This window comes from Dryocola clanedunensis (assembly GCF_038405435.1).
GTDB lineage: Bacteria > Pseudomonadota > Gammaproteobacteria > Enterobacterales > Enterobacteriaceae > Dryocola > Dryocola clanedunensis_A.
In genome coordinates, this window is record NZ_JBBYHZ010000005.1 from 181,088 (window position 1) to 203,872 (window position 22,785).

Here is a 22,785-nt window from a genome sequence, read left to right on the forward strand (position 1 = left end):
TCTCCACGTTTGGGCAGGCGGATAGGGCTAAAGTGTCAACTGCCCCCCTAACGACAGTCTGAAGTGCTTACGAGGTCCTGACCAGATGGCGAATTTCTTTATCAATCGCCCCATTTTTGCCTGGGTGCTGGCCATTATTTTATGCCTCACCGGTACGCTTGCTATCTTTTCGCTCCCCGTTGAGCAATACCCGGACCTCGCGCCGCCTAACGTGCGCATAACGGCTAATTACCCAGGGGCTTCCGCCCAGACGCTGGAAAACACCGTCACCCAGGTTATCGAACAGAACATGACCGGCCTGGACAACATGATGTATATGTCGTCCCAGAGCAGCAGCACCGGCCAGGCCACCATTACGCTCAGCTTCAAGGCGGGAACCGACCCGGATGAAGCCGTACAGCAGGTGCAGAACCAGCTCCAGTCCGCGCTGCGTAAGCTGCCGCAGGACGTGCAGACGCAGGGCGTGACGGTGCGTAAGACAGGCGACAGCAATATCCTGATGATTGCCTTCGTCTCCACCGACGGCAGCATGGACAAGCAGGATATCGCCGACTACGTGGCGAGTAACATTCAGGACCCCATCAGCCGTATTAACGGGGTCGGGGACGTTGACGCCTACGGCTCGCAGTACTCCATGCGCATCTGGCTCGATCCGACCAAACTGACCAGCTACCAGATGACGACCCAGGACGTGGTCAATGCCATCAGCTCCCAGAACGCGCAGATAGCCGTTGGCCAGCTTGGCGGCACGCCGTCGGTTGATATGCAGGCGCTGAACGCGACCGTTAACTCCCAGTCGCTGCTGCAAACCCCGCAGCAGTTCAAAGACATCACCCTGCGCGTAAATCAGGACGGTTCGCTGGTCACGCTTGGCGATGTGGCAACGGTTGAGCTGGGGGCTGAAAAATATGACTACCTGAGCCGCTATAACGGCCAGGCGGCATCCGGGCTGGGCATCAAGCTTGCCTCCGGCGCCAACGAAATGGAAACGGACAAGCTCGCCCGCGCCAAAATCGAAGAGCTTTCGCAGTACTTCCCCCACGGGCTGGAAGCAAAAATCGCCTATGAAACCACGCCGTTCGTTAAGGCCTCCATCAAAGACGTAGTGAAGACCCTGCTGGAAGCCATCCTGCTGGTGTTCCTCGTCATGTATCTGTTCTTACAGAACTTCAGGGCCACGCTGATTCCGACCATCGCCGTGCCGGTGGTGCTGCTGGGAACCTATGCCGTGCTCTACTCTTTCGGCTACAGCATTAACACCCTGACGATGTTCGCCATGGTGCTGGCTATCGGCCTGCTGGTGGATGACGCCATCGTGGTGGTGGAAAACGTCGAGCGCATCATGAGCGAAGAAGGGCTGTCCCCCAGGGAGGCAACCCGTAAATCGATGGGCCAGATCCAGGGCGCGCTGGTGGGGATTGCGATGGTGCTTTCCGCCGTGTTCGTGCCGATGGCCTTCTTTGGCGGCACCACCGGGGCTATCTACCGGCAGTTCTCTATTACGATTGTGTCGGCGATGGTGCTGTCGGTACTGGTTGCGTTAATCCTTACGCCAGCCCTCTGTGCCACCATCCTTAAACCGCTGCACAAGGGCGAACACCACGGCCAGAAAGGCTTCTTCGGCTGGTTTAACAGGATGTTCAACCGTAACGCCCTGCGCTATGAAAGCAGCGTGGGCAAAATTCTGACCCACAGCGCCCGCTGGATGCTGATTTACGTGGTGCTGCTGGGCGGCATGGTCTTCTTATTCCTGCGCCTGCCAACGTCTTTTTTGCCGCTGGAAGACCGCGGCGTATTCACCACGTCGGTTCAGCTGCCGAGCGGCTCTACCCAGCAGCAGACGGCAAAAATAGTGGCGAAGATCGAGCAGTACTATCTCACTAAAGAGAAGGATAACGTGCTGTCCGTATTCTCGACCATCGGCGCAGGCCCCGGCGGGAACGGCCAGAACGTGGCGCGTATGTTCGTGCGCCTGAAAGACTGGGACGATCGCGACCCGGATAACGGCAGCTCATTCGCCATTATCGAGCGGGCCACCAAAGCCTTTAGTAAAATCAAAGAAGCACGAGTGATTGCCAGCAGCCCTCCGGCTATCAGCGGGCTGGGCAACGCCGCGGGCTTCGATATGGAGCTGCAGGACCACGGCGGCGCCGGGCATGACGCGCTGATGGCCGCCCGCGACCAGCTGCTGAACATGGCCGACAGCGAAAAGCTCCTGACCCGCGTGCGCCATAACGGCCTGGACGACAGCCCGCAAATGCAGATCGATATCGATCAGCGTAAGGCCCAGGCGCTGGGCGTTTCCATCGACGACATCAACGACACGCTGCAAACCGCCTGGGGGTCGAGCTATGTTAACGACTTTATGGATCGCGGCCGCGTGAAGAAGGTCTACGTGCAGGCCGCCGCCAAATTCCGCATGCTCCCTGATGACATCAACCAGTGGTACGTTCGCAATAAAGACGGCGGTATGGTGCCCTTCTCCGCCTTTGCCAGCATGCACTGGGAAACGGGGTCACCGCGGCTGGAGCGCTATAACGGCTATTCCGCGCTTGAGATCGTCGGGGAATCTGCGCCGGGCGTCAGTACCGGTACGGCGATGGACATCATGGAACAGCTGGTGAAAAAACTGCCGAACGGCTTTGGCCTGGAGTGGACGGGAATGTCGTATCAGGAACGCCTGTCCGGCGCTCAGGCTCCTGCTCTGTATGCGATTTCTCTGCTGGTGGTCTTCCTGTGCCTGGCCGCGCTCTATGAGAGCTGGTCGGTGCCGTTCTCGGTCATGCTGGTGGTGCCGCTGGGTGTTATCGGGGCGCTGCTCGCTACCTGGATGCGGGGGCTGGAAAACGACGTTTATTTCCAGGTGGGCCTGCTGACGGTCATCGGGCTTTCGGCCAAAAATGCCATCCTGATCGTCGAGTTTGCCAACGACCTGAATGCCCAGGGCCGCGAACTGGTCTCCGCCACGCTTGACGCCTGCCGCCAGCGTTTGCGCCCGATCCTGATGACCTCGCTGGCCTTTATCTTCGGCGTACTGCCAATGGCGACCAGCAGCGGTGCGGGCTCCGGCAGCCAGCACGCCGTGGGGACGGGCGTGATGGGCGGCATGATTTCCGCGACCGTGCTGGCTATTTTCTTTGTGCCGCTGTTCTTTGTGCTGGTGCGTCGCCGCTTCCCGCTCAAAGAGCCGCACAACGACTAGCCCGTCAGCTAACAGCAACAAAAAAGGCGGCCCTTTTCGGTCGCCTTTTTGCCGGTACATCTTCGAAATTTGCTGGTGTCTCTTACAGAAGTATTTCAATAAGAACATCCTGCTGTTGCTCGTCTGGTCAGATCATTTACGAAGCATATCTTCAATGAAATCTTTCCAGTTCCCTAGTTCATGCTCAATCATAACGGCCTCTCTTATAATTGCTTTAATTATACGCAATCTATTTTACGGTTGGAAGCCATTGTGAATAGCTGCTTTTATGACCGCCATCGCATATTAACGACTTTACGTATACCCCTAATCTTAACCCGTACTTTGGCGAATAATGTGACGCAGCACCTGAAACAAAATGTTGCTGTCAATTTCAGAATTTTTATAGAGAAATGTGGAAGCGCGTGCCAGCCAGAGTCTAAGCGGGACGGGGGACGTGAGCAGCCGAGTCAAAGAATGCAGAAGCTATTTAACTATGCAGTATTGGTTTATGTCGAAACTCATTAACGTGATGCTTTTCAATTACTGAAGAAGGATGCCGGATGCATAATTGATGAAATATTATTCGAAATGCAGCGCAACGGTTATATTATCTGAGGAAAAGAGTAGTAATCAGGTTATATTTTTCCCTGGCACTTTTTTATCATTTTTTAATCATGCTAATTATCTGATTAAAAATTCAGAATTTCGACATAAGGACTGAATCCCCGTGATCACCCTCTACGGCATTAAAAATTGCGACACCATCAAAAAAGCGCGCCGCTGGCTGGAATCTAAGGGCGTGGAGTACCAGTTTCATGACTACCGCACGGACGGCCTTGATGCTGAGCTGCTGAACAGTTTTATTGCGGAGCTGGGCTGGGAAGCGCTGCTCAATACCCGTGGCACCACCTGGCGCAAGCTGGACGAAGCGCGCCGCGAATCCATTAAAGACGCGGCAGGCGCCGCCGCATTAATGTTGGAAATGCCCGCAATGATTAAACGACCATTGCTCTGCGCGCCCGGGCAGCCTATGCTGCTGGGTTTCAACGAATCAAACTATCAGCAGTTTATCAACGAGGTATAGTGCTATGTCCTGCCCGGTTATCGAGCTGACGCAACAGCTTATCCGCCGCCCTTCCCTTAGCCCAGACGATGCAGGCTGCCAGGCGCTGCTGATTGAGCGGCTGCGCGCGATTGGTTTTACCGTCGAGCATATGGATTTTGGCGACACGCAAAACTTCTGGGCATGGCGAGGACAAGGGGAAACGCTGGCGTTTGCTGGTCACACCGACGTCGTGCCGTCCGGCGATGCGGACCGCTGGATAAACCCACCGTTTGAGCCCACTATCCGCGACGGCATGCTGTTTGGCCGCGGTGCCGCCGACATGAAAGGGTCGCTGGCGGCGATGGTTGTCGCAGCCGAACGTTTTGTCGCTCAGCACCCGAATCACCGTGGCCGCCTGGCCTTTCTGATCACCTCAGACGAAGAGGCCAGCGCTAAGAACGGTACCGTTAAGGTGGTTGAAACGCTGATGGAACGCCGCGAACGCCTGGACTACTGTCTGGTGGGTGAGCCTTCCAGTACCGAAGTCGTTGGGGACGTGGTGAAAAATGGTCGCCGCGGCTCGCTGACCTGCAACCTGACCATTCATGGTGTTCAGGGCCACGTCGCCTACCCGCATCTGGCGGACAACCCGGTGCATCGCGCCGCGCCAATGCTCAACGAGCTGGTCGGTATCGAGTGGGACAAGGGCAACGAATTCTTCCCGGCCACCAGCATGCAGATTGCCAACGTGCAGGCAGGGACCGGCAGCAACAACGTCATCCCGGGCGACATGTTTGTGCAGTTCAACTTCCGCTTCAGCACCGAGCTGACGGATGCCGACATCAAGCAGCGCGTCATTGCCCTGCTCGAGAAACACCAGCTGCGCTACACGATCGACTGGTGGCTGTCGGGTCAACCGTTCCTCACCTCACGCGGTAAGCTGGTGGATGCGGTAGTGAACGCCGTTGAGCACTATAATGAGATCAGGCCGCAGCTGTTAACCACGGGTGGCACCTCAGACGGACGCTTTATCGCGCGGATGGGGGCGCAGGTTGTGGAGCTGGGGCCGGTGAACGCGACCATTCATAAAATTAATGAGTGTGTGAACGCCGCCGATCTGCAGCTTCTGGCCCGCATGTATCAGCGTATTATGGAACAGCTCGTCGCCTGACGGGCCGTACAACTCAAAGAGGTACCGGCATGGAATGGCTCTCGCATTACTGGTGGATTATCGTTCTGGTGCTGCTGTTAGGCATCTTCCTTAACGTGATTAAGGACCTGAAACGTATCGACCCGAAGAAATACATGGCAAACAAGCCCGAGCTTCCCCCGCATCGTGACTTTAACGATAAGTGGGATGACGAAGACGACTTCCCTAAGAAGAAGCCTTAGAACGCGGGGTGGATAGACGTAAGCGTCATCCACCGACATAAGGTCGGGTGACGCAAGCTTACCCGACCTGCAACTGCTTAACGGCAGCTTTCAACGCCTCACCCTTCGGTTTATCAAGCAAAAGAAGTGCCTGTTCCGCTTCATGACGCATGGCGGCCAGCAGAGCTTTACGCCCGGAAAGGCGAAGCTTCTCGCAAACCTGCTCCGCTGTCAGCCTCGCCTCAACTCTTCCCCGCAGAGCATTCAGCGGCAGTTCGCTCGTCTGCAGCAGGCGGTTAAGCGAGCCGATACACGCCTCAACGGGGCGATGCGCAAAGGCAAAACCTGCAAGTTCGTGCCAGTCATCACCGTTTAACGTTGCCTCTGCGGACGGCAAGACGGGCAAAGGTTCGTCTATCCAGGGCTGCAGCCACGTAATATCCCGCGCCAGACGCTGCTCTTCGAAGCGGGTCAGCGCCTCACCCTCATCGCTTAACGGCAGGAGCGCCATCGCGGTATAGCAGCCGCTGCTTGCTTCCCGGTGGCTGCCCACCCGCACCAGAACAAATCCGCAGCTTTCCCAGAATCGCCATAGCTCACCGGTAAAGCCAAAGCTGACAGACAGATAATCAAAACCGCGCCGGGCGAGCGCTTTCGCCATGGCTATCATCCGCCCGCCAAGCTGCTGGCGCTGGCGCAGAGGATGCACGGCAATACGGCTTACGCGCAGCCCACGCAGGGTTGCCGCAAGCGGGCTGCCGCCATGCGCGGCCAGGGACTGCGCCACGAGATTTCCACGGGGCCGACGAAAGCCAGCCCATACGGCGCGGCTCAGATTTTCATCCAGCCCACCTTCTTCCACCAGCCAGGCTGCCCCGACGGTGTCGTCATCAGCGCCTGCCGCAATGAAATGCTGCCCTGGAGCGTCCAGCATTCTGCGCCAGTCCAGCGGCGAGGTGCGGTAGTGCGCCCCGGAGAGCAGGCGGTACATCTGCTGGATCTGCTCACCGTCACGCTGCTCTACGGCGTTAAGCTCGACGGCGCTACCGGTCACGGCGGTAACGTCCGCCTCATCGAACAGCAAAATCGCGTCGAGCAGGGTTTCCAGCGGATCGTTCTTCGCCCAGCGAATCGGCGTTGAAAGGCCGTAAAGCTTCAGATCCGCGATGCTGGCGCAGAACTTAAGCAGAAAGCCTCGCCCGGTGCCTTCATAGCCCTGTACCGTCGTGGTCAACAGGGTGCGGGGAAAGAGAGCGATAAGCCTGCGCAGCTGCGGTGCCGGAAGCGCTGCGGCCTCGTCGATAATCAGCCAGCCAGCCTCAGGTTTTTGCTGTTGGGACAGCAGGGCATCCGGCGCAACGAAGCTGAATTTATCCCCCGCGTGGAGTGCCAGCACGTCCGTTGCTCCCCGGGTGGGCGCAGTGACAATCGCTTTACCGGGAAGGCTGCTGACGAACATTCCCGCCAGCGCGGATTTTCCCCGGCCACGCGGCGCGGTCACGACGGCTACGCCAGACGTAAGGGAGCGGAGCGAAGCAAGGATATCCGCCTGCTCCAGCTCGGGCGCACCGTTCGCCGGTTGCCACTGCGGGCGGGCAATAAACTCGGGTAAATGCAGAGGATGATGCTGCTGCCAGACAAAAGATTCACCGTCAGCCACAACGCTGCGCCTGAGATGATTAACAAAGTTAGGCGTCGGGATGGCCTGCGGGCGGTCGCTCCAGCGGCAGGAGTCCGCATCGGGAAGCATAGGCCAGCGCGCCCAGTCAGGCACCAGCAGAACCAGCCAGCTGCCCGCTTTCAGCGTCCCCGTAACGGCAGCCAGCGCTTCGGCATCCAGCCCGTTGCGGGCGTCAAAAACGGCATGTAAAAATTCACGGCCCAGCAGCGTACGCACGGCAGATGGCGCGCAGTTCACGGGAAACTCCGGCGCTGCGCCAACCCACAGCCAGTCGCCGGGAAGCTGGCCGGCCACCGTACCGACCTGCTGGCTACACCATCCCGCCCCGCCTGCGATAACCAGCATGCGGCGAATGCCGCTGCGGGCCATTTCGGCTGTCGCCTGCCTTAGCTGTTCCATGCTCGCCTTCCTTCTCGCTGCGGCTAGCGAACGCTGTTGCCGAAGGTATTACACTGCGCCGGGTCGCCGCTGTCGAAGCCGCGTTTAAACCAGGTGTAACGCTGCTCGGAAGTACCGTGCGTGAAGCTATCCGGTACCACGCGACCCTGCCCCTGCTGCTGCAGGCGGTCGTCACCAATGGCCTCGGCGGCGTTGAGCGCTTCTTTCAGGTCACCCGCGTCGAGCACTTCCTGCTTCTGCATGCTGTGTCCCCAGACGCCCGCGAAGCAGTCCGCCTGCAGCTCCATTTTCACCGACAGATGGTTGCCTTCAACCTGCGAAGCATTTTGCTGCAGCTGGCGTACTTTCGGCTCGATGCCCAGCAGCTTCTGCACGTGGTGCCCCACTTCGTGAGCAATGACGTAGCCCTGGGCAAAGTCGCCGTCGGCGCCCAGTTTGGTTTTCATTTCGTCATAGAAGGAGAGATCGATATAGACGGTGCTGTCCGCCGGGCAGTAGAACGGCCCCATCACGGACTGCCCTGTACCGCAGCCGGTGCGCGTGGCGCCACGGTACATCACCAGCTTCGGCTGCTGGTAGCTACGCCCCATCTGCTGGAAGATTTGTCCCCAGGTGTCTTCCGTTGTAGCGAGAATGACCGAGGTAAATTTAGCCGCTTCGTCTTCATTAGGGCTGATGGAGCGCTGAGTGGTTTGCTGTGTGAGCGGCTGACCGCCGCCAAGCAGGGCCGAGAGATCGACGCCGTAATAGCCGGCCACAACCACGACAACCAGCAGGATCAGTCCGCCTTTACCCCGAGGGATACGAAACCCACCGCCGCCGCCTAAGCTCGGGCCGGAGGAATTATTTCGCCTGTCTTCTACATTGTCGCTTTCGCGACGACCTTGCCAACGCATAACCTACCCCATTATTCACAGCTTGTAATAGCTAGATCGTAGGTGGTTAACGGCCGGATTACCATAGGAAGGGAGCAGTGAAAAGGCCGAAAGTACAAAACACATTCGGCCTTTAAAAAACACGGTGGGGAATTAGTCGATTTCTACGCCAAGACGGCGAGCCACTTCTTCATAAGCTTCAACAAGCCCACCGAGGCTCTGACGGAAGCGGTCTTTGTCCATTTTATCCAGGGTCTCTTTGTCCCACAGGCGGCTGCCGTCCGGGGAGAACTCATCGCCCAGCACCACTTCGCCCTTGAACAGACCGAACTCCAGCTTGAAGTCCACCAGAATAAGCCCCGCGTCATCAAACAGCTTGCTAAGCACCTCGTTCGCTTTGTAGCTCAGCTCGCGCATGCGGGCAAGGTTCTGTTTGTTCACCCAGCCGAAGGTTTCGCAATAAGATTCGTTGACCATCGGGTCGTGCATCTCATCGTTCTTCAGGAACAGGTCGAATAACGGCGGATTGAGCTCGATACCCTCTTCAATGCCCAGACGCTTAACCAGGGAGCCAGCCGCGCGGTTACGGATAACGCACTCCACCGGCACCATATCCAGTTTTTTGACCAGCACTTCGTTGTCGGAGAGCAGACGCTCCATTTGGGTAGGAATACCGGCCTCTTCCAGCTTCGCCATAATGAAATGGTTAAACTTATTGTTCACCATCCCTTTACGGTCGAACTGTTCGATGCGGGCACCGTCTCCTGCTGACGTATCATTGCGAAACTCAAGTACCAACAGATCCGGATTTTCGGTGCTGTACACGGTCTTTGCTTTGCCACGATACAACTCAGCTTGCTTTTGCATCTTTCTTACTCCTGGTGAGATTTAACGATTAATTCCGCTAACTGGGGCTACGCACACGTTTGCGTAGGCTACCAGAAAAAAGGCCAGATTGCTCTGGCCCTTAAAGTTACTTGCTGAAAGCTGCCTGGAATACGGCAACCAGCGCGTCGTTTTCAGACTGGGTCAGCGTGTGCCCTTTCGGATCGATGAACTGCAGGCTGCTGCGGTTATCGAGGTCGCCAACCTGCAGCTTGTAGTCACCGCTGACCAGGCCCGGGTCTTTCGCCCCTAAGTCCTGCCAGGCGCTGTCAGACAACGGCTTGTAGGTGACGGCCATGCTGCCGGTGGAACGCGTGGAGTCAGTCACTTTCATGCCTGCTTTCTCAAGCGTTGCCGGTAAACGGCTCCAGACCACGTTGAACGGACCACGCACGACCAGCATCGGCAAGCCGGTGTCGTCTGCCGCGCTCTGGATATCCAGCTGCGTGGAGGTACGGCTGTCTTTGGCGTTCTGGCTGTCAGTCTGGACTTTATCCAGACCCGCACTGATGACGTTAAGCATCTGCGCGCTGTAGCGCTGCAGGGAAGCCGCGTCTGAGACCGGCTTGCCCGCCTGCTCCAGGTTCAGCAGCTTAACCACCACCGCCTGCTGATAGCCCTGCGGCTTCACGCTGATCTGGTAACGACCGCGATACTGTTCGTCTTCGTCAGCACGGTTCCACTGCACCCAGTCGGTCGAAAGTGACTGGCTTGCGTCATCACGCTTGTCGATGGTGTAGTTGTTAGACTGAAGAACGCTGACCACCTGCGGCCATAGCGTAGTGCCACGTGCGCTTTCAACCATCAGCGTAGCGGTGTCACCCGTGAACTGTGTACGGGCACCGTTCACCAGCGCCAGCGGTTGGGCTGGCGGACGGATGTCCAGCTGTTTGCCTACTGCGCCACTGCCGTTGGTAACCGGAACGTTATACTGACCGTTTTCCACCGGAAGGATCATACCCGCTGGAGCGTGCATATCTGCCAGAGGAGGTGCATCCAGATAGGATTCGTCGCCGCTAACCTGACGCTTATAGCGCTGGTCAGAACTGCATGCGGATAACAGCATGGCAAGCGACACCACTGCAACGGTTGCTACCATCGACTTCTGTACTGAGTAAGCCATCAAATCTCCCTAAACTTTACAGCAAACCCGCATGCTTAAGCGCGCTGATAATCACCGGACGACTGGCATCAGTCAGCGGCGTCATTGGCAGGCGTAAGGTATCGGTCGCCACAAGTCCCAATTCTCTACAGGCCCATTTCACCGGGATAGGATTGGGTTCTACAAATAGTTTGTTATGCAACGGCATCAGACGCTGATTGATTTCACGCGCTTGTGCAAATTGCCCATTGGCCGCCAGTTTACACATTTCCGCCATTTCACGCGCGGCTACGTTTGCCGTAACGGAAATAACGCCGTGGCCGCCGAGCTGCATGAAGTCCAGCGCGCTGGCATCGTCACCGCTGACCAGGATGAAGTCATCTTCAACCAGCTCTTTGATCTGGTTTACTCGCGTTAAGTTCCCGGTGGCTTCTTTGATACCGATAATATTTTTGACTTCCGACAGGCGGGCAACGGTCTCTGGCAGCATGTCGCACCCGGTACGGGACGGCACATTGTACAGCATTTGCGGCAGGTCGGTGCTTTGCGCGATGGCTTTGAAGTGCTGATACAACCCTTCCTGCGTTGGGCGGTTGTAATAAGGCGTCACCGTCAGACAACCAACGATACCGCTGTTATCAAAGCGTTTGGTTAGGGAGATAGCTTCGGAAGTGGCATTGGCGCCCGTACCGGCTATAACCGGAATACGCCCGTCCGCCAGCTCCAGCGTTAACATCACCACATCGCCGTGCTCGTCATGACTCAGGGTCGCCGACTCTCCGGTCGTCCCTACCGAAACAATCGCCGACGTCCCGCTGGCAACATGGTAATCAATCAGTTTTTTCAGGCTTGACCGGCAGATATTACCTTTCTCATCCATCGGTGTTACAAGCGCGACAATACTTCCCGTGAACATTGGCCATCCTCTGTGCAAACATGTCCCTCAATGGTACGTTTGGTACAGGATCAAAAGCAAGCCGCCAGGAGGCTCTACACGGTTGTATGCAGGATTTTTTTATGCTTTCCTTATGATCTCCCACCGATTCACAGGAAGAACACGTTTGACGCCTTCACCTCACCATTATTTGGTTATCACGGCTCTGGGTGCTGACCGCCCTGGTATTGTTAATACCATCACCCGCCATGTGAGCAGCTGTGGCTGTAATATCGAAGACAGCCGCCTGGCCATGCTCGGTGAAGAGTTCACGTTTATTATGCTGCTTTCCGGTAGCTGGAACGCGATAACCCTGATTGAATCGACGCTGCCGCTCAAGGGCGCAGAGCTGGATCTGCTGATTGTTATGAAGCGCACCGCGGCCCAGGACAGGCCAGCCATGCCCGCCACGGTCTGGGTACAGGTTGAGGTAACGGATTCACCGCATCTGATCGAACGCTTCACGGATTTATTCGACACACACCATATGAACATTGCCGAGCTGGTTTCCCGCACGCAACCCGCGCAGGAAAACACGCCGCCGCAGCTCTACATTCAAATCACTGCCCATAGTCCTGCGTCAGAAGATGCCGCAATTATTGAACAGGCCTTCAAAGCCCTATGTACAGAGCTTAAAGCACAAGGCACTATTAGCGTGGTGAACCCACAGCAAGATGATTAAAGACGGAGAGTAGTGATGAGCCCACTGAAAGCCGGTGACAGTGCACCGAAATTTAGCCTGCCCGATCAAGACGGCGAGCAAGTAAATTTGACCGACTTCCAGGGACAGCGCGTTCTGGTTTACTTCTATCCCAAAGCGATGACGCCAGGCTGCACCGTTCAGGCGTGCGGACTGCGCGACAACATGGATGAGTTGAAAAAAGCAAATGTTGAAGTGCTGGGTATCAGCACCGACAAACCTGAGAAGCTTTCGCGTTTTGCCGAAAAAGAGCTGCTGAACTTCACCCTGCTTTCTGACGAAGACCATAAGGTCTGCGAGCAGTTTGGCGTGTGGGGCGAGAAAACCTTTATGGGCAAAACCTACGACGGCATTCACCGCATCAGCTTCCTGCTGGACGGCGAAGGGAAAGTTGAAAAAGTGTTTGATGATTTCAAAACCAGCAACCATCACGATATCGTGGTGAACTGGCTGAAAGAGAACGCTTAGCTCAGCCAAAATAAAAAAAGCCGACTTCACGTCGGCTTTTTATTTTTTAAGGATGCTCGTCGTCCATGACCAACCCGTCCGGCCAGGCATGTACCACCGCTTTAATCAGCGTGGCAAGCGGAATGGCGAAGAATACGCCCCAGAATCCCCATAGCCCACCGAAAATCACCACCGAAAGAATGATGACCAGCGGATGCAGGTTAACGGCTTCGGAGAACAGCACCGGCACCAGCAGGTTGCCGTCCAGCGCCTGAATGATGAGGTAGACCGCAAACAGCGTCCAGAACTCCGGGCCCATGCCGAACTGGAACAGCGCTACGCACACCACCGGAATGGTCACCACAAACGCACCGATGTACGGAATCAGCACCGAGAAGCCCACCAGCACCGCCAGCAGCAGCGAATAGTTCAGCCCAAAGACGATGAAGCCGATATAGGTTGCGATACCAACCACAATCATTTCCAGCACTTTGCCGCGAATATAGTTGGTGATTTGCTGATTCATCTCCAGCCATACCTGCCCTGCCAGACCCCGGTTGCGCGGCAGAACGCGCCTGACAGCATTAAGCATCTGCTCTTTATCTTTGACCAGGAAAAAGACCATCAGCGGCACCAGCACCAGATAAATAGCCAGGGTTAACAGGCCAACCAGCGACGCCAGGGAGTATTTCACCACCTGATCGCCCATGCCGGACATACGCGTACGCGCGTTTTCGGCCATGGCATCAAGAATGCCCGCATCCACCAGCGCCGGATAACGCTTGGGTAAGGCGGCGGCAAAGTCAGAGAGTTTGTTCAGCATGCCGGGCATATCTCTTATCAGATAAATACCCTGCTGCCAGGCTACCGGCGCGACCACCAGCACCAGAATCATTAAAATGCCGACGAACAGAATAAGCACGATGCTCGTTGCCCAGCTTCGCGAACAGCCCAGGCGCTGCAGCCGTACCGTAGGCCACTCCAGCAGATAGGCCAGCACGATAGCCACCAGCAGCGGGGCCAGAAGACCATGGAAGAAAAAGAGGATGACAAATCCGGCGACCAGAATGACCAGCAGTGCGATGGCCTCCGGATCGCTGAACCGTCGACGATACCACTGCATTAACAACTCGAGCATACATCCTTTCCCTGACTGCTTTGTGCGGATCGCGATTGTATCGAAATGTCACAGGAAAGACTTTGCTTTTTACAGCCAATTCATACCATCCTGAAGAACGTTTCTTATTTCAGTGTTAAGATTTTCTTCAATTATTATGTCGCAAATTGTTCGTATCGCTTTACGAACAAAACCGCGCTTGGCGTGTCGAATTCAGACCTAGATCAAACAGGATAGTGGTTATGCTCAAGCAGTTGAAAAAAACGCTCGTTGCAACCCTGATGACAACATTACTCGCCGGAGCCGCCGTACCGGCCTCCGCGGATGTGGCCGATCAACTGCCTGACATGGGGACATCAGCAGGAAGCACGCTGTCAATCGGCCAGGAAATGCAGATGGGGGACTTCTACGTTCGCCAGCTGCGCGGCAGCGCCCCTTTGATCAACGACCCGTTACTGGTGCAGTACATCAACAGCCTCGGCATGCGGCTGGTCAGCCATGCGAACTCGGTCAAGACCCCTTTCCATTTCTTCCTTATCAATAACGACGAAATCAACGCCTTTGCCTTCTTCGGCGGCAACGTGGTGCTGCACTCTGCGCTGTTCCGCTATGCGGATGATGAAAGCCAGCTGGCGTCTGTTATGGCGCACGAAATCTCTCACGTGACCCAGCGTCACCTCGCACGTGCGATGGAAGATCAGAAGAAAAATGCCCCGCTTACCTGGGTAGGCGCATTAGGCTCCATCCTGCTGGCCATGGCGAGCCCGCAGGCCGGGATGGCTGCGCTGACCGGCACGCTGGCAGGGACGCAGCAGGGTATGATCAGCTTTACGCAGCAGAACGAGCAGGAAGCCGATCGTATCGGCATTCAGGTTTTGCAGCGCTCCGGCTTCAACCCGCAGGCCATGCCTACATTCCTTGAAAAGCTGCTCGATCAGGCGCGTTACTCCACCCGCCCACCAGAAATTTTGCTGACTCACCCGTTACCGGAAAGCCGCCTGGCGGATGCCCGTAACCGTGCCAACCAGATGCGTCCGGTGGTCGTACAGTCGTCTGAAGATTTCTACATGGCGAAAGTGCGTACGCTTGGCATGTATAACTCGGGCCGCAACCAGCTGACCACGGATATGCTGGACGCCTGGTCAAAAGGCAACGTTCGCGAGCAGCGTGCGGCATCCTATGGTCGCGCCCTGCTGGCGATGGAAGCAAATAACTGGGCGGAAGCCCGTAAGCAGCTCCAGCCGCTGCTGGCCGCCGAGCCTGCTAATCCCTGGTTCCTCGATCTGTCTACGGATATCGACCTGGGACAGCACAAAACCGCAGATGCCATTAACCGTCTTAAAAGCGCACCGGGCCTCAACCTCAATCCTGTATTGCAGCTGAACCTGGCCAACGCTTATGTTCAGGCCGGGCAGAACGCGCAGGCGGCAACCATCCTTAATCGCTACACCTTTGCACATCCGGACGACGTCAACGGCTGGGATCTGTTAGCGCAGGCCGAAGCCGCAGTGGGCAATCGCGATCAGGAACTGGCTGCGCGAGCGGAAGTGATGGCCCTGGGCGGGCGTCTGGATCAGGCTATCTCGCTGTTAAGCAGCGCCAGCTCCCAGGCGAAGCTCGGCAGCCTGCAGCAGGCACGTTACGACGCGCGTATCGACCAGTTCCGCGAGCTGCAAAAGCGTTTCCAACAATATCAGAAGATGTAACAGGAGTTTTTATGTCCGCAGGAGTAACGATTTACCACAATCCGCGCTGTTCCAAGAGCCGTGAAACCCTAAGCCTGCTCAAGGCAAACGGCGTGGAGCCAGACGTTGTGCTGTATCTGGAAACCCCACCGGATGCGCAAACCCTAAAGTCGCTGCTGAGCAAGCTGGGCTTTGCCAGCGCCCGCGACCTGATGCGCCAGAAAGAAGATCTGTATAAGGAGCTGAATCTGAAAGACGAAAGCTTATCGGAAGAGCAACTGATTCAGGCGATGATCGACAATCCAAAACTGATTGAACGCCCAATCGTGCTGGCGAACGGCCAGGCAAGAATTGGCCGCCCGCCGGAGTCGGCGCTGGAGATTTTATAGAGGCTTAGATTGAGCTGGCTTGTAGGGTGGATAAACAAAGTGTCATCCACCGAAAGTCACAGGCTGAGGATCTCTTTTACAAACGGTATGGTCAGCTTGCGCTGGGCGGTAATCGACGCCCGGTCGAGCTGGTCCAGCGTCATAAACAGCGTGCGCATTTCCCGATCCAGTCGTTTAAGCAGGAACCGACCCACATCTTCCGGCAGTTCAAATCCGCGCTGTTTGGCACGTAGCTGAAGCGCCAGCAGTTTGTCGTCATCGGACAGCGGCTGGAGCTTGTAAATTTGCCCCCAGTCGAGGCGCGAAGCCAGATCTGGTAGCTGCAGGTTGAGCTGGCGCGGCGGGCGATCGCCGGTGATCAGCAGGCGGGTTTTCCCCGATTCCAGAATACGATTGTAGAGATTAAAGATCGCCATTTCCCACAGTTCGTCCCCCGCCACGCATTCGATATTATCGATACACACCAGCGAGAGCTGCTCCATGCCGTCCAGCACTTCAGGCACAAACCAGGTGCGCTTATCCAGCGGCACATAGCCGACCGCTTCGCCACGCTGTGACAGTTCCGCACAGGCGGCATGCAGCAGATGGCTGCGCCCGCCCCCTTCCCGCGACCAGAAATAAATGTAGCCGCTGTGGTCCTGACGGAGCACGGACTGCAGGGCTGCGAGCAAAGAAGGATTGTCACCCGGCCAGAAGCTGGCAAAGGTTTCATCGTCAGGTAAATAGAGTGGCAGCGAAAGCTGTGCCGGCGTATTCAGAAGTACCTCAACCATAACAGGCAGAAAAACGCAGAGAGTTTATCACAGAATTGCGGCGCTGTAGAACCGGGCGGGCGCGCTGCCCGGCAGCAGGCCGACTTAAGGTATAACGTCGGTTTCTTTCGCGTCCAGCACCACTTCTTCCGGACGAATAATACTGATCAGCTTGAAGATTAAGCTCAGGCCCACGCCCACGATCGTCGCCAGCGCCATGCCTTTCAGTTCAGCCGCACCGATGTGCACTTTCGCGCCGCTGACGCCAATAATCAGGATAACGGAGGTCAGGATCAGGTTCTGCGCCTTGCTGTAATCCACTTTCGATTCGATCAGCACGCGGATACCGGAGGCGCCAATTACGCCGTACAGCAGCAGGGAAACGCCGCCCATGACCGGAACCGGGATAATTTGAATCGCCGCCGCCAGTTTGCCAACGCAGGACAGCAGAATCGCCAGAATCGCCGCCCCGCCGATGACCCATGTCGAGTAGACACGAGTTATCGCCATTACGCCGATATTCTCGCCGTAGGTGGTATTAGGCGTCGAGCCGAAGAAGCCGGAGAAAATAGTCGAGATGCCGTTGGCGAACATCGAACGGTGCAGGCCAGGATCGCGAATCAGGTCCTTTTTCACAATGTTCGCGGTAACCACAAGGTGGCCTACGTGCTCCGCAATAACGACCAGCGCCGCAGGCAGAATGGTAAAGATGGCGAACCACTCAAAGCGCGGCGTGTAGAAAGTTGGCAGCGCAAACCAGTGGGCTTCCACGATAGGCGTGACGTCCACAACGCCCATCGCGAAGGAGAGCGCATAGCCCGCCAGCACGCCAATCAGTATCGGGATAATCGCCAGAAAGCCCCGGAACAGAACGGAACCGAAAATCGTGACAGCCAGCGTCACCAGAGAAATGATAATGGTTGTGGAATCCGGGGAGGTGCCGTCCGCAGGCAGCAGACCTGCCATATTCGCCGCCACGCCCGCCAGCTCAAGGCCGATGACCGCAACGATTGCCCCCATCGCCGCCGGGGGGAACATCACGTCCAGCCAGCCGGTGCCCGCCTTTTTCACGATCAGCGCCACGATGCAGAACAGCACGCCGCACATAATAAACCCGCCGAGCGCCACTTCGTAACCCAGGGGTAAAAGCAGCAATACCGGAGAGATAAACGCGAAGCTGGAGCCCAGATAAGCCGGGATTTTGCCTTTACAGATGAAGAGGTACAGCAGCGTGCCTATGCCGTTAAACAGCAGCACCGTAGCCGGGTTAATGTGGAATAAGATGGGTACCAGCACGGTGGCACCGAACATAGCGAACAGATGCTGCAAACTTAACGGGATCGTTTGCAGCAAAGGTGGTCTTTCACTTACCCCAATAGCACGGCGGGTCATGTTGTTTTCCTCTGAGTGTTATTTTACGAACGTCGTGTTTTAAAACCAAAAAAAAGCCGACTTTCGAAGTCGGCTGCTTTTTTATTTTGTACCAAATATTTTGTCACCGGCGTCGCCGAGGCCCGGAATAATGTATCCGTGCTCGTTGAGTCCCTGATCGATGGACGCCGTGTACAGCTCCACGTCCGGGTGCGCTTTTTCCAGCGCGGCGATACCTTCAGGCGCGGCCACCAGCACCAGAACTTTAATGCTCGTACAACCGGCGTTCTTCAGCAGGTCGATGGTGGCAATCATAGAGCCGCCGGTTGCCAGCATTGGGTCAACCACCAGCGCCATGCGCTCTTCAATATTAGAAACCAGCTTCTGGAAGTAAGGCACCGGCTCGAGGGTTTCTTCGTTACGGTAAACGCCTACTACGCTGATACGCGCGCTTGGCACGTTTTCCAGCACGCCTTCCATCATGCCCAGACCGGCACGCAGAATTGGCACAACGGTAATTTTCTTACCTTTGATCTGGTCGATTTCTACCGGGCCGTTCCAGCCTTCGATAGTGACGATTTCGGTTTCCAGATCCGCAGTGGCTTCGTAAGTCAGCAGGCTGCCAACTTCTGAGGCGAGTTCACGAAAGCGCTTGGTACTGATGTCCTGCTCACGCATCAGGCCCAGCTTGTGTTTGACGAGTGGGTGTTTCACTTCCACGATCTTCATACTCTTTCTCCCCGAGATGTTGGCGTCCACAAAAAAAATCGCCGGATTATACCGCTTTTTAGCCGCTTCGCCACCGGAATTGGGGTTGATCGAGATCAACGGGACACGAAAGAGTATAGAGCAACAATATTCCATCCCGCCGCACAAGAGGCTCGCAAACGTTTGCCTCCACTGTTAGAATTGCGGCGTTTTTTATTCCAGACCAACCGATGGAACCTGAAGATGACCGACAAAACCTCCCTTAGCTACAAAGATGCCGGTGTTGATATTGATGCTGGTAACGCTCTGGTCGACAAAATTAAAGGCGTAGTGAAAAAGACCCGCCGCCCGGAAGTGATGGGTGGACTGGGCGGTTTCGGTGCGCTCTGCGCGTTGCCTCAGAAATATCGTGAACCCGTGCTGGTTTCCGGCACCGACGGCGTGGGCACCAAACTGCGCCTGGCTATGGATTTAAAACGTCACGACACCATCGGTATCGATCTGGTCGCCATGTGCGTGAACGATCTGGTCGTACAGGGTGCAGAACCCCTCTTCTTCCTGGACTACTACGCCACCGGCAAACTTGATGTAGAAACGGCGTCCAGCGTGATTACCGGTATCGCGGAAGGGTGTCTCCAGTCCGGCTGTGCGCTGGTCGGCGGCGAAACGGCTGAAATGCCCGGCATGTATCACGGCGACGATTACGACGTGGCTGGCTTCTGCGTTGGCGTGGTCGAAAAGTCAGAAATCATCGACGGTTCAAAGGTAGCCGATGGCGACGTGCTGATTGCGCTGGCCTCCAGCGGCCCGCACTCCAACGGTTACTCCCTGGTGCGTAAAGTGCTGGAAGTAAGCGGCACCGACCCGCTGACCACCGAACTGGAAGGCAAGCCGCTGGCGGATCATCTTCTGGAACCCACCCGTATCTATGTCAAAAATCTGCTTGAGCTGATTGGCGAAGTGGACGTGCACGCCATTGCCCACCTCACCGGCGGCGGCTTCTGGGAAAATATCCCGCGCGTTCTGCCGGACAATACTCAGGCGGTGATCAACGAAGCCTCATGGCAGTGGCCAGCCGTCTTCAGCTGGCTGCAAAAAGCGGGCAATATCAGCAGCCACGAAATGTACCGCACCTTTAACTGCGGCGTGGGCATGCTCATCGCCCTGCCCGCGCAGGAAGCTGACAAAGCCGTTGAGCTGCTGAAGGCGAAAGGTGAAAACGCATGGAAAATCGGTATTATCAAAGCATCCGATAGCGAAGAGCGCGTGGTTATTGAGTAATGAAAAACATAGTGGTGCTGATTTCCGGCAACGGAAGCAATCTTCAGGCGATCATTGACGCCTGCAAACAAAAAAAGATTCGCGGCACCCTTGCGGCGGTGTTCAGCAACAAGGCCGATGCTTACGGCCTTGAGCGCGCGGGCGAAGCCGGGATCCCGGCCCATGCCCTCACCGCCAGCCACTTTGCCGACCGCGCGGCGTTCGATCGTGAATTAATGCAGGAGATCGACGCCTACGCCCCGGATCTGGTGGTGCTCGCAGGTTATATGCGCATCCTCAGCCCGGCATTTGTGGCCCACTACAGCGGTCGCCTGATCAATATTCACCCTTCCCTGCTGCCAAAATACCCGGGCCTGCACACCCACCGTCAGGTGCTGGAAAACGGCGACGATGAGCACGGCACTTCGGTGCACTTTGTGACCGACGAGCTGGACGGCGGCCCGGTTATTCTGCAGGCCAAAGTGCCCGTCTTCGAAGGGGATGACGAAGACGAAATCACCGCCCGCGTGCAGCATCAGGAACACGCCATCTACCCGCTGGTCGTCAGCTGGTTTATGGAGGGACGCCTGGAGATGCGCGACAACGTTGCCTGGCTGGACGGGCAGCCGTTACCCCCGGAAGGGCATGCGGCGGAAGAGTAAACAAAAGGGCTTCGGCCCTTTTTTAATGCCTGCGCACAAGCGAGAGGAAGCAAACATCTTACTTTAACCTGCGACGTTGGACATTCCCTGCCAAAGCTCGCCATAATGATGATGCGACGGCATTTTTCGTCCACGAAAACGGAAGTGAGGGCTAATGGGTCAGGATAAGCTGTATATCGAAAAAGAACTGAGCTGGTTGTCTTTTAACGAACGTGTGCTCCAGGAAGCGGCGGATAAAATCAATCCGCTGATCGAGAGAATGCGTTTTCTCGGCATCTATTCCAACAATCTTGATGAGTTTTACAAGGTTCGCTTTGCCGAGCTGAAACGCCGCATTCTGATCAGCGAAGAACAAGGCACCGCCCCGAACTCACGCCATCTGCTCAATAAAATCCAGGCCCGCGTGCTCAAGGCCGATCAGGAATTCGACGGTCTGTATAACGATCTGCTGCTGGAGATGGCGCGTAATCAGATCTTCCTGATTAACGAACGCCAGCTCTCTGAGAACCAGCAAAACTGGCTGCGCCACTACTTTAAGCACTATCTGCGCCAGCACATCACCCCGATCCTGATTAATCACGACACAGATCTGGTGCAGTTTCTGAAGGATGACTACACCTACCTGGCAGTGGAGATCATTCGCGGCGACGATACCCGCTATGCCCTGCTGGAGATCCCGTCCGATAAAGTGCCGCGCTTTGTGAATCTGCCGCCGGAGGCGCCGCGCCGCCGCAAGCCGATGATCCTGCTGGACAACATTCTGCGCTACTGCCTGGACGACATTTTCAAAGGCTTCTTCGACTATGACGCGCTGAACGCCTATTCGATGAAAATGACCCGCGATGCGGAATATGATCTGGTGACCGAGATGGAATCCAGCCTGCTTGAACTGATGTCGTCCAGCCTGAAGCAGCGCCTGACCGCCGAGCCGGTACGCTTTGTCTACCAGCGAGATATGCCGGACGCGATGGTAGAAATGCTGCGCAACAAGCTGACCATCACCAACTATGACTCGATTATTCCCGGCGGGCGCTACCACAACTTCAAAGACTTTATTAACTTCCCCAACGTTGGCAAAGCCAACCTGGTGAATAAGCCGCTGCCGCGCCTGCGGCACATCTGGTTCGACAAATTCCGCAACGGCTTCGATGCCATCCGCAACCGCGACGTGCTGCTCTACTATCCTTATCACACCTTCGAGCACGTGCTGGAACTGCTGCGCCAGGCGTCGTTTGACCCGAGCGTGCTGGCAATCAAAATCAATATCTACCGCGTGGCGAAAGACTCGCGCATTATTGAATCGATGATCCACGCGGCTCACAACGGCAAAAAAGTTACCGTGGTGGTCGAGCTTCAGGCACGCTTCGACGAAGAGGCTAACATCCACTGGGCTAAGCGCCTGACGGAAGCTGGCGTACACGTTATCTTCTCCGCGCCGGGCCTGAAAATTCACGCCAAGCTGTTCCTGATTTCCCGCAAAGAAGGCGACGAAGTGGTGCGCTACGCCCACATCGGCACCGGTAACTTCAACGAGAAAACGGCCCGGCTCTATACCGACTATTCGTTACTGACCGCCGATGCGCGCATTACCAACGAGGTGCGCCGGGTGTTCAACTTCATCGAAAACCCGTATCGTCCGGTGACGTTTGATTACCTGATGGTCTCGCCGCAAAATTCGCGCCGCCTGCTCTACGATCTGGTGGATCGTGAAATTGCCAACGCGCAGAACGGCGAGCCTTCCGGCATTACGCTGAAGCTGAACAACCTGGTCGATAAAGGCCTGGTGGACCGTCTGTATGCGGCGTCAAGCTCCGGAGTGAAGGTTAATCTGCTGGTGCGAGGCATGTGTTCTCTTATTCCTGACCTGGAAGGGATCAGCGACAATATTCGCGTGATCAGCATTGTTGACCGTTATCTTGAGCACGATCGCGTCTATATCTTTGAAAACGGCGGCGATAAGAAAGTGTATCTCTCTTCCGCCGACTGGATGACCCGCAACATCGATTACCGTATTGAAGTGGCGGTAGCCGTACTCGATCCGCGTCTTAAGCAGCGGGTACTGGATATTATCGACATTCTGTTTAGCGATACCGTGAAAGCACGCTATCTCGATAAAGAACTCAGCAATCGCTATGTCCCACGAGGCAACCGCCGTAAGGTGCGCTCGCAGCTGGCGATTTATGACTACATTAAATCTCTGGAACAACCTGACTAACGC

General features: G+C 56.2%; 21 protein-coding genes. 11 read left to right on the top strand and 10 right to left on the bottom strand.

Annotation, left to right across the window (positions count from 1 at the left end):
• Window positions 1-85 precede the first annotated feature (85 nt).
• The gene (gene acrD / locus AAE045_RS13690) at window positions 86-3,202 is read left to right on the top strand and encodes a multidrug efflux RND transporter permease AcrD (protein WP_455548200.1); all 3,117 of its coding nucleotides are present in this window, start codon (window positions 86-88) and stop codon (window positions 3,200-3,202) included.
• Between the two features lie 132 nt (window positions 3,203-3,334).
• On the opposite strand, the gene ypfM is transcribed toward acrD, so the two are convergent.
• Window positions 3,335-3,394, bottom strand: coding sequence for a protein YpfM (gene ypfM / locus AAE045_RS13695; protein WP_087867655.1), 60 nt, complete (start codon window positions 3,392-3,394; stop codon window positions 3,335-3,337).
• A 517-nt stretch (window positions 3,395-3,911) separates the two neighbouring features.
• Here ypfM and AAE045_RS13700 point away from each other — a divergent pair.
• The 3 genes from AAE045_RS13700 to AAE045_RS13710 are packed head-to-tail and all read left to right on the top strand — an operon-like array spanning window position 3,912 to window position 5,621.
• Entirely contained in the window at window positions 3,912-4,268 is a 357-nt protein-coding gene (locus tag AAE045_RS13700) for an ArsC family reductase (RefSeq protein ID WP_455548201.1), read from the top strand.
• A gap of 4 nt (window positions 4,269-4,272) precedes the next feature.
• Window positions 4,273-5,400: a succinyl-diaminopimelate desuccinylase gene (gene dapE, locus AAE045_RS13705; RefSeq protein WP_455548202.1), complete on the top strand. Its 1,128-nt coding sequence runs from the start codon at window positions 4,273-4,275 to the stop codon at window positions 5,398-5,400.
• A gap of 29 nt (window positions 5,401-5,429) precedes the next feature.
• The gene (locus tag AAE045_RS13710; protein ID WP_034459091.1) at window positions 5,430-5,621 is read left to right on the top strand and encodes a YpfN family protein; all 192 of its coding nucleotides are present in this window, start codon (window positions 5,430-5,432) and stop codon (window positions 5,619-5,621) included.
• A gap of 58 nt (window positions 5,622-5,679) precedes the next feature.
• Here the strand turns inward: AAE045_RS13710 and AAE045_RS13715 are convergent, their stop codons facing one another.
• The 5 genes from AAE045_RS13715 to dapA form a co-directional block, all read right to left on the bottom strand.
• Window positions 5,680-7,680: a tRNA(Met) cytidine acetyltransferase TmcA gene (locus tag AAE045_RS13715; RefSeq protein WP_455548203.1), complete on the bottom strand. Its 2,001-nt coding sequence runs from the start codon at window positions 7,678-7,680 to the stop codon at window positions 5,680-5,682.
• A 23-nt stretch (window positions 7,681-7,703) separates the two neighbouring features.
• Window positions 7,704-8,576 carry a KPN_02809 family neutral zinc metallopeptidase gene (gene ypfJ, locus AAE045_RS13720; RefSeq protein WP_455548204.1) on the bottom strand — a complete coding sequence of 291 codons (873 nt, stop codon included), beginning with the start codon at window positions 8,574-8,576 and terminating at the stop codon, window positions 7,704-7,706.
• Between the two features lie 132 nt (window positions 8,577-8,708).
• Entirely contained in the window at window positions 8,709-9,422 is a 714-nt protein-coding gene (gene purC / locus AAE045_RS13725) for a phosphoribosylaminoimidazolesuccinocarboxamide synthase (protein ID WP_455548205.1), read from the bottom strand.
• Between the two features lie 106 nt (window positions 9,423-9,528).
• Window positions 9,529-10,563, bottom strand: coding sequence for an outer membrane protein assembly factor BamC (gene bamC / locus AAE045_RS13730; protein ID WP_455548206.1), 1,035 nt, complete (start codon window positions 10,561-10,563; stop codon window positions 9,529-9,531).
• A 16-nt stretch (window positions 10,564-10,579) separates the two neighbouring features.
• The gene (gene dapA, locus AAE045_RS13735) at window positions 10,580-11,458 is read right to left on the bottom strand and encodes a 4-hydroxy-tetrahydrodipicolinate synthase (RefSeq protein ID WP_455425370.1); all 879 of its coding nucleotides are present in this window, start codon (window positions 11,456-11,458) and stop codon (window positions 10,580-10,582) included.
• A 145-nt stretch (window positions 11,459-11,603) separates the two neighbouring features.
• Between dapA and AAE045_RS13740 the strand changes: the two genes are divergently transcribed.
• On the top strand, window positions 11,604-12,158 hold the full coding sequence (locus AAE045_RS13740; protein ID WP_455548207.1) for a glycine cleavage system transcriptional repressor: 555 nt from the start codon (window positions 11,604-11,606) through the stop codon (window positions 12,156-12,158).
• Between the two features lie 15 nt (window positions 12,159-12,173).
• Window positions 12,174-12,644: a thioredoxin-dependent thiol peroxidase gene (bcp, locus tag AAE045_RS13745; RefSeq protein ID WP_455548208.1), complete on the top strand. Its 471-nt coding sequence runs from the start codon at window positions 12,174-12,176 to the stop codon at window positions 12,642-12,644.
• A gap of 46 nt (window positions 12,645-12,690) precedes the next feature.
• Here the strand turns inward: bcp and AAE045_RS13750 are convergent, their stop codons facing one another.
• Window positions 12,691-13,761, bottom strand: a complete 1,071-nt coding sequence (locus AAE045_RS13750) for an AI-2E family transporter (protein WP_455548209.1) — start codon at window positions 13,759-13,761, stop codon at window positions 12,691-12,693.
• 221 nt (window positions 13,762-13,982) lie between these two features.
• On the opposite strand from AAE045_RS13750, the gene bepA reads away from it, so the two are divergent.
• Together bepA and arsC are read left to right on the top strand one after the other, a co-directional pair.
• Window positions 13,983-15,446, top strand: a complete 1,464-nt coding sequence (gene bepA, locus AAE045_RS13755) for a beta-barrel assembly-enhancing protease (RefSeq protein ID WP_455548210.1) — start codon at window positions 13,983-13,985, stop codon at window positions 15,444-15,446.
• An 11-nt stretch (window positions 15,447-15,457) separates the two neighbouring features.
• The gene (gene arsC, locus AAE045_RS13760) at window positions 15,458-15,814 is read left to right on the top strand and encodes an arsenate reductase (glutaredoxin) (RefSeq protein WP_455548211.1); all 357 of its coding nucleotides are present in this window, start codon (window positions 15,458-15,460) and stop codon (window positions 15,812-15,814) included.
• A gap of 56 nt (window positions 15,815-15,870) precedes the next feature.
• On the opposite strand, the gene AAE045_RS13765 is transcribed toward arsC, so the two are convergent.
• The 3 genes from AAE045_RS13765 to upp form a co-directional block, all read right to left on the bottom strand.
• Window positions 15,871-16,572, bottom strand: coding sequence for a DnaA regulatory inactivator Hda (locus AAE045_RS13765; RefSeq protein WP_455428326.1), 702 nt, complete (start codon window positions 16,570-16,572; stop codon window positions 15,871-15,873).
• 99 nt (window positions 16,573-16,671) lie between these two features.
• Window positions 16,672-17,958 carry a uracil permease gene (gene uraA / locus AAE045_RS13770; protein WP_202303994.1) on the bottom strand — a complete coding sequence of 429 codons (1,287 nt, stop codon included), beginning with the start codon at window positions 17,956-17,958 and terminating at the stop codon, window positions 16,672-16,674.
• Between the two features lie 81 nt (window positions 17,959-18,039).
• Window positions 18,040-18,666, bottom strand: a complete 627-nt coding sequence (gene upp, locus AAE045_RS13775) for a uracil phosphoribosyltransferase (protein WP_455548212.1) — start codon at window positions 18,664-18,666, stop codon at window positions 18,040-18,042.
• 222 nt (window positions 18,667-18,888) lie between these two features.
• Between upp and purM the strand changes: the two genes are divergently transcribed.
• The 3 genes from purM to ppk1 all read left to right on the top strand — a co-directional run bounded on the left by purM (window position 18,889) and on the right by ppk1 (window position 22,782).
• Entirely contained in the window at window positions 18,889-19,926 is a 1,038-nt protein-coding gene (purM, locus tag AAE045_RS13780) for a phosphoribosylformylglycinamidine cyclo-ligase (protein ID WP_455548213.1), read from the top strand.
• Complete coding sequence (purN, locus tag AAE045_RS13785; RefSeq protein ID WP_455548214.1) at window positions 19,926-20,567, top strand: phosphoribosylglycinamide formyltransferase; 642 nt, start codon at window positions 19,926-19,928, stop codon at window positions 20,565-20,567. The genes purM and purN overlap by 1 nt, the downstream gene beginning before the upstream one ends.
• A gap of 154 nt (window positions 20,568-20,721) precedes the next feature.
• On the top strand, window positions 20,722-22,782 hold the full coding sequence (gene ppk1 / locus AAE045_RS13790) for a polyphosphate kinase 1 (RefSeq protein ID WP_455548215.1): 2,061 nt from the start codon (window positions 20,722-20,724) through the stop codon (window positions 22,780-22,782).
• Window positions 22,783-22,785: the final 3 nt, after the last annotated feature.